Raw genomic sequence first — 12,336 nt, forward strand, 5'->3', positions numbered from 1 at the left:
GGGCCGATACGCGCGTCCGCATCGGCCACCCCGTCATGGGACGAGATCACCGGGATGAACGGTTGCTCCGGACCGGACACACCAAACCCCCCGTCCGGTGGACGGGGGGCTCGGACCGGTTCTCACGACCCGGTACGGCTCAGTACCAGTGGTTGGCCTGCCAGAACTCCCAGGCGCCGCAGGGGCTGCCGTAGCGGTCGTTCATGTAGTTCAGACCCCACTTGATCTGGGTGGCCGGATTGGTGCGCCAGTCGGCACCGGCCGAGGACATCTTCGAGGCGGGCAGCGCCTGGACGAGGCCGTACGCGCCCGAGGAGGGGTTCTCGGCCCGGTAGTTCCAGCTGCTCTCGCGCTCGACGATGTTGGAGAAGCACTGGAACTGGCCGCCGCCCACGATCTGCTGGGCCATCGCCTTGACCTCGGCGACGCTGTAGGAGCTCTGCGCCGGGAAGTCGGCGCGCTCCGCCGAGCGGCTGGCCGCCTGCTGCTGCGCCCTCTTCTCGCGTTCCTCGGCCTCCTTGGCGGCCTTCTCCGCGGCCTCCCTCTTGGCCTTCGCGTCCGCGGCCGCCTGCTTGCGGGCGGCCTCCGCGGCGGCCTGCCGGGCCTCCGCGTCCGCGGCGACGGCGGCGTTGTCCGCCTGCTGTGTGAGGGAAGCGGTCTGTACCTGGGCCTGCTGGCCGACGGGTATGTCTGCGAGGAGCGTCGCGTCCGCGGCAGTGGCCTCGACCGGCTCGGTCGATCCCTGCTCGTTCCCCGAGGCCACTCCGACGACAGCGCCGACGGTGGTGACCGCGGTGGCGGATGCCACGGCGAACCCCCGGACCGAGATCCGAGTCACACGGTTTCCTTCCACACTGCCCACTCGGGTGACCCCGCGGGCGCAATCGTGCCCCTGACACGGACCTCCCCACGCGCTGGTCACGGGAGGCACTGGCCCGGCCGGATCCCTCCGGTCGGGGGGACCGCGTGGTGCTTCGGGCGGCGTACGGCGTTCGTTGTTGACTTGTGGGTGCCGCACCGGGTGGTGCGGGCGGTGTCGGTGTGCCGTACGCGGGGCCTGACAGGACCCACACACTGCCGGAAGCGGAACGACGGATGCAATTCTGTGACACGTGGGAAAGCTCACACCGCATCCGGTGCTCCGATTCCCCGGAAAAGGGCGTGCGGAAGGCCCCGCACGGCTAGGCTGCTGCGCTTCGCCGTGCGGGGCCTTGCGCCCGGACCGGGCCGAAGTCGCCCCCGGGCACGGCCGATCGCGGCGGAACACCGCCGCAATCGGCCGAACCGTGCCGGACACGACCGGACACGGCGGTATGCGGCCGGACGCTGCCGAATACGGCTGAACGGCTAGATACGACCCTCTTCCAGCATCTCGGTCACCAGCGCCGCGATCGGCGACCGCTCGGACCGGGTGAGGGTGATGTGGGCGAACAGCGGATGCCCCTTGAGCCGTTCGACCACGGCGACCACCCCGTCGTACCGCCCGACCCGCAGGTTGTCGCGCTGGGCGACGTCGTGGGTGAGGACCACCCGGGAGTCCTGCCCGATCCGCGACAGCACCGTCAGCAGGACGTTCCGCTCCAGGGACTGCGCCTCGTCGACGATCACGAACGCGTCGTGCAGGGAACGGCCGCGGATGTGCGTGAGCGGCAGCACCTCCAGCATGCCGCGGGCCACGACCTCCTCGATCACCTCACGGGACGTCACCGCCGAGAGGGTGTCGAAGACCGCCTGCGCCCAGGGGTTCATCTTCTCGTCGGCGGTGCCCGGCAGGTAGCCCAGCTCCTGGCCGCCGACCGCGTACAGCGGCCGGAACACCATGACCTTGCTGTGCTGCCGCTTCTCCAGCACCGCCTCCAGGCCGGCGCAGAGCGCCAGCGCCGACTTGCCGGTGCCGGCCCGGCCGCCCATCGAGAGGATGCCGACCTCCGGGTCGAGCAGCAGGTCCAGCGCGATGCGCTGCTCGGCGCTGCGTCCGTGGATGCCGAACGCCTCGCGGTCGCCGCGCACCAGTCTGACCCGCCTCTCGGGCGTCACCCGGCCCAGCGCGCTGCCCCGCTCGGACTGCAGGACGAGCCCGGTGTGCACCGGCAGTTCGGCGGCCTCGGGCACGTACACGCTCTCCGCGGCGAACAGCTCGTCCACGTCCTCGCCGGCCAGGGTCAGTTCGGCCATGCCCGTCCAGCCGGACTCGGTGATGGCCAGTTCCGCGCGGTACTCCTCGGCCAGCAGCCCGACGGAGGACGCCTTGATGCGCATCGGGAGGTCCTTGGAGACGACGGTGACGTCGTACCCCTCGGCCTGGAGGTTCCTGGCCACCGCCAGGATGCGCGAGTCGTTGTCGGCCGGTCTGCCGTGATCGCCCCGCATGGTGGAGGGCAGGATCGCCGGGTCGGAGTGGTTCAGCTCCACCCGGAGCGTGCCGCCCAGTTCGCCGATCGGGATGGGGGCGTCCAGCCGCCCGTGCAGCACCCGGTACTCGTCCAGCCGCCGCAGCGCCTGACGGGCGAAGTAGCCCAGTTCCGGGTGGTGCCGCTTGGCCTCCAACTCCGTGACCACGACGACCGGAAGCACGACCTCGTGCTCGTCGAAGCGGGTCAGGGCCGACGGATCGGCGAGCAGGACACTGGTGTCGATGACATAGGTGCGCCGGTCGTGCTCACGACGCTTGGTTCTGGTCACCACGGGTGGACGAACCCCCTCGGAAGAGTTCGGGGTGCGACGGCGTCGCGGGGAAAGAGACCGGGCTCCGGCCCCGGTGCACGGGCCGGGCACCGGCCCTCCGCGTCCTCCGTGCGTCTCGCACGGACGTCCGTGGTGTGCAAAGGGCCTCCCGGGACCGCCCCCTGGATCGGGGACCGGCCTGAAGGGGGTATTCCCTGCGCGTCCCCGCGCCATGCAACGGCATATGCCGCAGACCGGATGAACAGCCGGTGACCTGCCGGGGCCGGTACCCCGTCAGGAGCCGTACCGGCGGTGGCGCGCCGCGTAGTCCCGCAGCGCGCGCAGGAAGTCCACCTTCCGGAAGGCGGGCCAGAACACGTCGCAGAAGTAGTACTCCGAGTGCGCGCTCTGCCAGAGCATGAAGCCCGACAGCCGCTGCTCACCGCTGGTGCGGATCACCAGGTCCGGGTCGGGCTGCCCCCGGGTGTACAGGTGCTCGGCGATGTCCTCCAGGGCCAGGTTCTCCGCCAGCTCGCCCAGGCTCGCGCCCCGCGCGGCCCGCTCGGCGAGCAGGGAGCGCACGGCGTCGACGATCTCCTGCCGCCCCCCGTAGCCGACGGCGACGTTGACGAGTATCCCGCGGTTGTCCGCGGTGGCCTGCGCCGCCTCCTTCAGGACCCGCTGGGTGTGGTCGGGCAGCAGGTCGAGCGCGCCGACGTGGTGCACCCGCCAGCGGCCGTCCGCGGCCAGGTCCCGTACCGCGTCCTCGATGATCGCCAGCAGGGGGCTGAGCTGTTCGGGGGGCCGGTTGAGATTGTCCGTGGACAGCAGCCACAGCGTGACCACCTCGACGTCCGTCTCGGCGCACCAGCCCAGCAGCTCCCGGATCTTCTCGGCGCCGGCCTGGTGCCCCTGCTCGGTCGTACCGCCGGCGGCCCGCGCCCAGCGGCGGTTGCCGTCGAGGATGACACCGATGTGCTTGGGCACCTGGGTGTGGTCCAGCCGGCCCTCCACCCGGTGGGTGTAGAGCTTGTAGACCAGTCGGCGCAGCCACTGGGGGTACCGGGTGCCTCCCCGGGAAGATCGCAGCATCGGTTTGTCAGCCCCTCCATGCCGGCCCGAACGTGCGGCCCCGTCCGGCCGACCTGGGTGGATCAGCCCGCGACCCCGGTCCGCCACCCCGGACGGACAGGCTTCTCCCGGCGGAACCGGGCGGGGGTTCCCGGCCGGGACCGGGCGGGGCGGGGCCCGCGGAGACCGGCCGGACGGGACCTGAGAACCTTACTGCGGGTCCGCACAACCGCACGAACCGGGACTGTCACAGAACAGCGATAAGCGGACCCGGAGGTGAAGCGGGCCGACCCGTGGGGGGGGATACGGGCCGGCCCGAGGGGGGCTTCCACCATAACCGTCAAAGACGTGCGCGCCGTGCACCGACAGCCCGTTTCACCCTCCCGTACCCCCCCGGCGCGCCCCCAGCACCAGACCCGCCAGGGCGCCCGCCACCATGAACGGCCCGAACGGCATGGCCGTCTCGCGGCTCGCCCGGCGCAGGACGACCAGCGACATCCCGTGGACCGCGCCCAGCGCGAAACCCGCGAAGGCCCCCGTCAGCAGGGTGCCCCAGCCGTACCACCCGAGGGCCGTCCCCACCGGGACCGCCAGCTTGACGTCACCGAGCCCCATGCCGCGCGGGCTGGCCAGGAACAACCCCAGGTACACCGCGCCCAGCGCCGACCCGCCCAGCAGGGCCCCCGGCCAGCTGCCGCCCGCCCCGGGCAGCAGCGCGGCGACGCCCAGCAGGGCCGCGCAGGCCGCCGCCAGCGGCAGGGTCACCACGTCCGGCAGCCGGTGGACCCTGCGGTCCACGGCCGCCAGCAGCACCGCGAACGGTGCCAGCAGCAGCCACACGCCCAGCTCCGGCCGGCCTCCGACGGCCGCCGCGAGCAGCGCGCACACCGCCGCCGTGACCGCGGCCGTCCCCGCGGCACCCGGTCCGTACGCCGGGCTCCCGCACGCCCGGCACCGGGCCGGACCCGCCCAGCCGGACAGCGGGCCCCGCAGCGGATGGCCGCCGGGACACTCCGCGCGCCACGCCGTTCCCGGCTCCACGGCGAGCCGGTACGCGGCACGCGGCACCAGCAGCCCGGCGGCGGCGCCGTAGCCGGCGGCGAGGGCGATCAGCGCGCAGTACACGCCGCGAAGCGTACGGCGGACGGCCGGTTCCGGGTACGGCTTGTGGAACCCGGGGGAATCCTCTGGTAGAACCCGGCGCACGCAACAGCACGGGAACGGGCACGGGCACGGGTGACGGGCCGTACGAGACGAGGGGACGGGCCATGGACCGCCTGCGGGACGGACAGGGGGTGCTGCGTGTCCCCGCGGAGGGCCCGGCGGAGGTTCCGGCGGGGGCACCGGCGGAGGTTCCGGTGGAGGTCGCCGCGTCCCTCGGCGCCCGTACCCGCGGTCTGCTGGGGCGCGACGGCATCGAGGGCGCGCTCCTGCTGACCCCCGCGAGCGGGGTGCACACCTTCCGGATGCGGTTCGCGATCGACGTGGCCTACCTCGACCGCGGTCTGCGGGTACTGGCGGTACGGACCATGCGGCCCGGACGCCTCGGCCTCCCCCGGCCGCGTGCCCGCCATGTGCTGGAGGCCGAGGCGGGCGCCATGGTGCGCTGGGGGCTGCGGCCGGGCGTACGGGTGGCGCTGGAGTCGTGACACCGACACCGACACCGACACCGGGCTCGTGGCTCCGGATCCGGCAGCCGGTGGTCCCGGGGGGTCGTGCCGGTCACCCGCCGCGCGGGAAGGAGACCTCGACCCGGCGGTTCTTCTTGCGGCCCTCCTCCGTGGAGTTGTCCGCGATGGGGTAGTCCTCGCTGTAGCCGCGGATCCTGAAGGTGACCTGGGCGGTGATCTCCTTCAGCAACTGCCGGTGCACCGACTCCGCGCGCCGCTTGGAGAGGTCCCTGCCGTGCGCGTAGGAGCCCAGGTTGTCGGTGAAGCCGAAGACGTTGACCTCCGTGGCTCCCTGCTTGTCGATCTCCACGGCGATGTCCTTGATGCGGGCATGCGCCTCGGCGTTCAACTTGGCGCTGTCCCGGCCGAAGAGCACCTCGGCCTGGAGCGTGAACTTGGTCTGGAAGTTGGAGTCCTCGCGCCGCTCCGCACCGCCCTGCTCCTCCACGATGGAGCGGATGTCGAGGACCTTGGGCTCCTTGAGGGTGGCGCCGTCCTTCATCATCAGACCGGGCGCGTTCTGGTCCACCTCGACCGGCGGGGACGGGGTGGGGGCGAAGCCCGGCGGCGAGCTGGGGCCGCCGGGCTCGGCGGACGCGGTGCCCGGCGCCGTCACCGTGAGGGCGGCCACGGCAAGGAACACACCGGCGCCCGCGGCGACGGTGCGCCGCATCACGAGGGTGCGCGGTCGGTCGGTCATCGCTGCGCGCCCCTCACTTGTCGGTGATCTGTACGGTCACGCTGCTCATGGTGGGGACCTGCAGGTCGACCTCGGTGGTCTCCGCCGGCGGGGCGGGGAACTGCGCGAAGAAGTCCGCGGTCTTCCCGCCACCCAGACCACTCGGGAACATCGTGCACAGACAGTTGTCATCGGTGTCGCGCAGGATGTAGTAGCGCTTCTTGCCCTTCTTGTCGACAAGTGTCATACCGCCGACCGAAGCGCCTTTGCTCGCCAGCTCCGTGTCACCCGCGGTCCAGTGCCGGAAGGCATAGACCTGGTCACCGGTGTTCTCGATTCGCCCTTTGACGGTGACGAACCCCCCCTGGTCCCGGACGACCGAAGTCACGACGATGTTCACCCCGTCCGAGCCCTTGATAGTCGCCAGGGCCGTGCCCTCCCCTCCGTCCTCGCCGCCGTTCTCCCCGCCGGAGCCGTCCTGCCGGCCGTCCGATCCGCCGTCCCCTCCCCTGCCGGACGGCTGGGCGGAGGAGCCGGCGTTCGGCGCCTCGTCGTCCCCCCCGCCGCACGCAGTCAGGGTGAAGGCCAGCGCCGCGGTCATCGCCGCGGCGGCCGCGCCCCGCAGCAGCTTCCCTATCGCGCGTGTGCCCATGCGTTGTGTTTCCTCTGCTTGTCGTTCGCTCACTGGTCCGCCAGGTGGACGGAGAACAGCTCCTCGGGGTCCGGAAGGATCTCCAGGAGATCCTCCGGGTCGAGGTCGGGGCCGATCTCGATGGGCGCGTCGATCCCGTCGCAGACCAGTTCGTGCCCCGGCTCCGGCTCCTCCTCCTCGCCCGGGGGCTCCTCGGTGTCCTCCTCTTCCCCGCCCGGCTCGCCGTTCGGGGGTGCCTCGGTCTCACCGATGTCGCAGCGGGGCTCGATGACCGCCGTGGCAGTGGCTTCGGCGTGCGTGCTCTCCGTACCGGGGATCAGCGAGTCCCCGACCGGTTCGGTGTTCCTGACCCCGACCGTGAATCCGGCCGGAAAGCTCACCGGGTCGCAGCCGGTCAGCTCCGCGCCGTTCTTCCGCGCGAACTCCGCGGCCGCCCCGCAGGCGCCGTCCGCGTCGCCCACCTCGTTCCCGCCGAGCAGGTCCTCCCAGCTGTCCGGGTCGAAGAGCTCCAGGAGGTCCTCCCGCAGCCCGTCCCGGGCGTCCTGGGCGGCGGCCAGCGCGGCGGCGTCCGCCGCGCCCTGGGCGTCGTTGCGGGCGGCCGACGCCATCCCGACCGCGAAGAACGCCAGCGCGAGGAAGAGCAGGCCCGCCACCGCCGTGAGGTAGACGGGGAAGGCCTGCCCGGCGTCGGAGGTGCCACGGCTCACCCGGTGATGCTCTCGACCTGCTCGACGATCTCCGCCGCGATCGTGGCACCGAGATTGGTTCCGAGCAGCACGAGGATGATCGCCACGACCACCGCGATGATGCCCATGTACTCCACCGCGGACTGCCCCTCGTCCGCGCGCCGCCGCAGGGCGTCGGCCCTGACCTCCCCCCAGTTCCGCAGCCGGGCCTGGGCGTTGACGGCGGTCCTCAGCAGTTTGTCGCTCACGGTCTACCCCTCCGAGTCCGGCCGGCCGTCCGCCGGCCGACACGTACGATTCTGTGCTTGCGACGCCGTCCCCGTCACCGGCCTCTCCACGGCCGGGCTCATCGGCGACATGAGAAACGTACGCGGGTTCTCCCGACTCGTCCCAGGGTGCCGGAGGCCAATTCCCCTTCCGGGGGGCGCGCGGAGGCACTTCTCGCTCGGTCACGGCGCGCCCTCCTCCCTGTCGGCCGGTGCGGACCGCTCGGCCCGGGGAGCGTCCGGGCCCGGCATCGACTGTGCCATATCGAATTGCGTTTGCGAAGAACCACGGGAAGGCCGCGTCCTGTTCGAGACAACCGTCAACGGCCTTGACAAAGGCGCACTTGGTCCGGGATGGGAACTTTGCGCTCCCTTCTCAAGTGCAAGCGCCCCCGAATGCGCCGTTACGTCCACCGTGTCCCGGCCGGTCACCATGAGCCGCACCCCGCTCGCCTACTCGCCCGTGAAGGAGTCGAAGTCGGTGCCGGAGCCGAGGAGCAGACCGGCGGCCATCAGGATGATGGTGGCCGGCACCATGAAGGTGGTGACGACCATGGTGGCCTTGGGAATCGCCCTGGCCGCCTTGCGCCGGGCGTTCTGCGCGTCGGCACGCCGCATGTCGTTGGCGATGGAGATCAGGGTGTCGACGATCGGGGCGCCCAGCTCCTCGCCCTGCTGGAGCGTGCTGACGAACATCGCGACCTGCTCCGAGTCGTTCCGTCTGCGCAGCTCGTCGAAGGCCTGCCGGCGGCTGACCCCCATGTCCATCTGCCGCAGGGTGATGCGCAGTTCGTCGGCCCACGGCCCCTGGTACCGCTCCGCCACCCGCTCCAGGGCCTGCCGGAAGCCGAGCCCGGCGCTGACGACGACCGCGAGGACGTCCAGGAAGTCCGGAAGGGTGCGCTCGATGTCCTCCCGGCGCTGGCGGACGGCGATCCACAGTCCGACCTCGGCCCACAGGAAGGCGAAGGCCAGCAGTGCCAGGGCGGCGACCGGCTGACCGTCGAGCAGCATCACCAGGGCGCCGAAGAGCCCCAGGAAACCGTAGACGGCGCGGCGGGCCGCGTAGCGGTCGATGGTGAGGCCGCCCGGGTTGCCCGCCATGCTGATCTGGCGGCGCTTGCGGTCGACGAGCTTCGGGCCCATCAGCCGCAGCACCAGCGGGGCCCAGCGCATGCCCAGCCGGTCGACGGCCGAGCCGACGGCCCCGGTGCGCGAGGAGCCGACCTCCAGGGCGACGGCGAGGTCGCCGGGGAGCCTGGTCTCGCCGCGGTACATGCGCAGCCCGGCGAAGATCCCGCAGACGCCGGCCGCGAGGGCGAGGGCGAGCAGCAGACCCATGGCTTGTTCCTCTCCCTCAGACGTCGATCCTGGAGATGCGGCGGATGGCGATGAAGCCCAGAACGTACAGCCCCAGGGAGACGAGCACGGCGACCTGCCCGGGGAAGCTCCCGGTGACCCGGTCCAGGGCGCCGGGCTCGATGGCGTTGATCAGCAGCATGGCGCCCAGGCCGATGGCCGGGACCGCGTAGGCGGTGACGTTCACCTGGGAGAGCTGGGTGCGGACCTCGCGCCGGGTCTCCTTGCGCTCCTCCAGGGTCCGGGTGAGGTTCTGCAGGGAGCTGACGACCGCGCCGCCGGCCCGGTTGGAGAGCACCAGGGTGGTGACCAGGACGACCAGTTCGCGGGAGGGGAGCCGGTCGGCGAGCTCGTCCAGGGCCTCGTCGACGGAGCGGCCCAGGGCGAGCTGGTCGGCGACCCTGCGCAGCTCGTCGCCGGCGGGGGCGTCCAGCTCGTCCGCGGCCATGCCCAGGGCCGTGCGCAGCGCCAGTCCCGCCCGGGTGGCGTTGGCCAGTACCCGGGACAGCTCCGGGAGCTGGCCGATGAATGCCTCGATCCGCCTGTTGCGCTGCCAGTTGAGGAAGGCGTTGGCCCCCCAGACGCCCAGCAGCCCGGCGAGCGGCCCGAAGAAGGGGGCCAGGACCGAGGAGGCCAGCAGCCACAGGGCGGCCACCACCGCCACCAGGTAGACCAGGAACTCGCCCGGGGTCAGGTCCAGTCCGGTGGTGGTGAGCTTCCGCTCGATCCGCTGCCCCGGACCGGTCCGGCGCAGCCTCCGGTCGAGGCCGGCGAACCGGCGGTGCCGGCCGGAGACCGGCTGCCCGGTCAGCGCGAGCCGGTCGATCAGCTCCTGGCGCTGCGCCCGGCCGGACGCGTAGGCGTGGATGCCCGCTACCGCGAGCACCCCGGCGAGCAGGGTGACGCCGATCGTCGGCAGGGCGAGGTTGTCCATGTCGGGGCGGCTTCCTAGAGGGCTTCGCGGGTGAGGAGCTGGCTGTCGTCCCGGGCGATGCCGAAGGCGGGCGGAACGGGTTCCCCCTTCAGCCGGAGGCGTTCGGCGACCCGGCCCGGCAGGGGCAGGTGGCGGAAGACGCCGCGCACGGTGCGGTCGGCCCCCATGGGCCGGGTGTCGAAGCGGCACACGGTCGTGATGCGGTACTCCTCGCGGCCGTGGGAGTCCAGGACGGCGACCTCGCTGACCCGGCGCGATCCGTCGGGGTAGCGGCTGAGCTGGACGATGACGTCCAGGGCGCTGTTGATCTGGTCCCGCAGCGCCTCGAAGGGGATCTTCACCTCCGACATCGAGGCGAGCGTCTGCAGCCGCATCAGGGCGTCCTCGGCGCTGTTGGCGTGGACGGTGGCGAGCGAGCCGTCGTGGCCGGTGGACATCGCCTGGAGCATGTCGAGGGTCTCGCCGCCGCGGACCTCGCCGACGATGACGCGGTCGGGGCGCATGCGAAGGGAGTTGCGCACCAGGTCGCGGATGGTGATCCGGCCCTTGCCCTCGACGTTGGCGGGGCGGCTCTCCAGGCTGATGACATGGCTCTGCTGGAGCTGGAGCTCGGCGGCGTCCTCGATGGTGATGATGCGCTCCCCGTCGGGGATCAGCCCGGACAGTGCGTTGAGCAGGGTCGTCTTGCCGGAACCGGTGGCGCCGGAGACCACGATGTTGAACCTGGCGCGGACCAGCCCGGACAGCAGCAGCACCAGCTGCTCGTCCAGGGAGCCCATACCGACCATCTCCCGCAGGGTGTAGGCGCGGGGGAAGCGCCGGATGGTGAGGGTGGGGCCGGACAGGGACAGCGGCGGGATGATGACGTTGACGCGCTCCCCGGAGGGGAGGCGGGCGTCGACCATCGGGTTGGACTCGTCCACCCGGCGGTTGACCGTGGAGACGATGCGCTCGATGGTCTGCATCAGCTGCTCGTCGGAGGCGAAGCGCAGCGGGAGGCGCTCGACCCGGCCGGCCCGCTCCACGAACACCTGGTCGGGGCCGTTGACCATGATCTCCGTGATGGAGGAGTCCTCCAGCAGCGGCTCCAGGATGCCCAGCCCCAGGGCCTCGTCCACCACCCGGCGGATGAGGAGCGCACGCTCGGGGGTGGAGAGCACCGGGCCCTCGCGGCTGATGATGTGCCCCAGGACTCGCTCCAGGCGCACCCGGCGCTCGGCCGCGGCGAGCGACGACATCTCCGCGAGGTCGATCTCCTCCAGCAGCTTGGCCCGGTAGACCGCGACGAGGTGGCCCTCCTGCTGCGATCCGCCGGCCGGGTCCGGAGCGTTGATGCGCGCCCTCAGGCTCATCGAGCCTCTCCTTCGTGGATGCCCCGGCCTTCGGGCCGGGGTGGGGGTACCTCCCGCTTGCGGGGGAGAAACGAAGCTCCCGCGTGGCGGGGCAGGGAAAGCCGGTTCGCCGCCAGGGCGGACCGGCGTCCACCGTCCACCGACCGACACCCGGCACTCACACGGAAACTGATAGAATGTGATGGGTGAAGCAGCAGGTCAAGCGGGCGTATCGGTACCGCTTCTACCCCACAAACGAGCAGGCGGCGGAGCTGTCGCGCACGTTCGGCTGCGTCCGCCTGGTGTACAACAAGGCGCTTCAGGAGCGCACCCGGGCCTGGTACGGCCAGCAGCGCCGGATCTCCTACGTGGAGTCCTCGGCGATGCTCACGCAGTGGAAGAAGACCCAGGAGCTGGCCTTCCTGACGGAGGTGTCCTCCGTCCCGCTCCAGCAGGCACTGCGCCACCTCCAGGGCGCGTTCGCCAACTTCTTCGCCAAGCGCGCCAAGTACCCCCGGTACAAGAGCCGGAAGAAGTCCCGCGCGTCGGCCGAGTACACCCGCAGCGCCTTCACCTGGCGCGACGGCAAGCTGACCCTGGCGAAGATGACGGAGCCTTTGGACATCCGCTGGTCGCGGCCGCTGCCCGAAGGCGTGGAGCCGACCACGGTGACCGTCTCCCGCGACGCGGCCGGGCGCTGGTTCGTCTCCCTGCTGTGCGAGGACACCATCGCGCCCGCGCCCGCGACCACGGCGGCGGTCGGCATCGACGCGGGTATCGCCTCCCTGGTGACGCTGTCCACCAGGGAGAAGATCACCAACCCCCGGCACGAGCGCCGCGACCGGACCCGGCTGGCGAAGGCGCAGCGGGAGCTGTCGCGGAAGGCGAAGGGCTCGGCCAACCGCGCCAAGGCCCGGCGCAAGGTCACCCGTGTGCACGCGCGGATCGCCGACCGGCGCCGCGACTTCCTGCACAAGCTGTCCACTCGGCTCGTCCGTGAGAACCAAACGGTCGTGATCGAGGA

13 protein-coding genes are annotated in these 12,336 nt (G+C 71.9%); 2 read left to right on the plus strand and 11 right to left on the minus strand.

The window, feature by feature from the left end; translation table 11 throughout:
* Positions 1-139 precede the first annotated feature (139 nt).
* From CUT44_RS16350 to CUT44_RS16365, 4 genes are all read right to left on the minus strand, one after another.
* Entirely contained in the window at positions 140-838 is a 699-nt protein-coding gene (locus CUT44_RS16350; RefSeq protein WP_100202604.1) for an aggregation-promoting factor C-terminal-like domain-containing protein, read from the minus strand.
* Positions 839-1,347: 509 nt separating this feature from the next.
* Positions 1,348-2,685: a PhoH family protein gene (locus tag CUT44_RS16355; protein WP_100202605.1), complete on the minus strand. Its 1,338-nt coding sequence runs from the start codon at positions 2,683-2,685 to the stop codon at positions 1,348-1,350.
* Between the two features lie 273 nt (positions 2,686-2,958).
* Positions 2,959-3,756 (minus strand): isoprenyl transferase, encoded by a 798-nt coding sequence (locus tag CUT44_RS16360; RefSeq protein ID WP_100202606.1) that lies wholly within the window; start codon positions 3,754-3,756, stop codon positions 2,959-2,961.
* Positions 3,757-4,110: 354 nt separating this feature from the next.
* Positions 4,111-4,860 carry a prepilin peptidase gene (locus tag CUT44_RS16365; RefSeq protein ID WP_100202607.1) on the minus strand — a complete coding sequence of 250 codons (750 nt, stop codon included), beginning with the start codon at positions 4,858-4,860 and terminating at the stop codon, positions 4,111-4,113.
* A 143-nt stretch (positions 4,861-5,003) separates the two neighbouring features.
* Here CUT44_RS16365 and CUT44_RS16370 point away from each other — a divergent pair, with 143 nt between their 5' ends.
* Positions 5,004-5,384, plus strand: a complete 381-nt coding sequence (locus tag CUT44_RS16370; RefSeq protein WP_100202608.1) for a DUF192 domain-containing protein — start codon at positions 5,004-5,006, stop codon at positions 5,382-5,384.
* Positions 5,385-5,457: 73 nt separating this feature from the next.
* Here the strand turns inward: CUT44_RS16370 and CUT44_RS16375 are convergent, their stop codons facing one another.
* From CUT44_RS16375 to CUT44_RS16405, 7 genes are all read right to left on the minus strand, one after another.
* On the minus strand, positions 5,458-6,105 hold the full coding sequence (locus CUT44_RS16375) for an OmpA family protein (RefSeq protein ID WP_408646750.1): 648 nt from the start codon (positions 6,103-6,105) through the stop codon (positions 5,458-5,460).
* A 13-nt stretch (positions 6,106-6,118) separates the two neighbouring features.
* A complete protein-coding gene (locus tag CUT44_RS16380) occupies positions 6,119-6,736 on the minus strand; it encodes a hypothetical protein (protein ID WP_100202609.1) in 618 nt (205 codons plus the stop codon).
* Between the two features lie 29 nt (positions 6,737-6,765).
* Positions 6,766-7,443 carry a pilus assembly protein TadG-related protein gene (locus tag CUT44_RS16385; protein ID WP_100202610.1) on the minus strand — a complete coding sequence of 226 codons (678 nt, stop codon included), beginning with the start codon at positions 7,441-7,443 and terminating at the stop codon, positions 6,766-6,768.
* The gene (locus tag CUT44_RS16390; protein ID WP_100202611.1) at positions 7,440-7,670 is read right to left on the minus strand and encodes a hypothetical protein; all 231 of its coding nucleotides are present in this window, start codon (positions 7,668-7,670) and stop codon (positions 7,440-7,442) included. Before CUT44_RS16390 ends, CUT44_RS16385 begins: the two co-directional genes overlap by 4 nt.
* A gap of 471 nt (positions 7,671-8,141) precedes the next feature.
* The gene (locus tag CUT44_RS16395; protein WP_100202612.1) at positions 8,142-9,029 is read right to left on the minus strand and encodes a DUF5936 domain-containing protein; all 888 of its coding nucleotides are present in this window, start codon (positions 9,027-9,029) and stop codon (positions 8,142-8,144) included.
* A 16-nt stretch (positions 9,030-9,045) separates the two neighbouring features.
* A complete protein-coding gene (locus CUT44_RS16400; protein ID WP_100202613.1) occupies positions 9,046-9,981 on the minus strand; it encodes a type II secretion system F family protein in 936 nt (311 codons plus the stop codon).
* Between the two features lie 14 nt (positions 9,982-9,995).
* Positions 9,996-11,333, minus strand: coding sequence for a CpaF family protein (locus CUT44_RS16405; protein ID WP_100202614.1), 1,338 nt, complete (start codon positions 11,331-11,333; stop codon positions 9,996-9,998).
* A gap of 185 nt (positions 11,334-11,518) precedes the next feature.
* On the opposite strand from CUT44_RS16405, the gene CUT44_RS16410 reads away from it, so the two are divergent.
* Positions 11,519-12,336 (plus strand): RNA-guided endonuclease InsQ/TnpB family protein (locus CUT44_RS16410; RefSeq protein ID WP_233221437.1); only part of this gene is annotated, 818 nt, incomplete at its 3' end.

Origin of the sequence: Streptomyces carminius (assembly GCF_002794255.1) — a bacterium.
Lineage (GTDB): Bacteria > Actinomycetota > Actinomycetes > Streptomycetales > Streptomycetaceae > Streptomyces > Streptomyces carminius.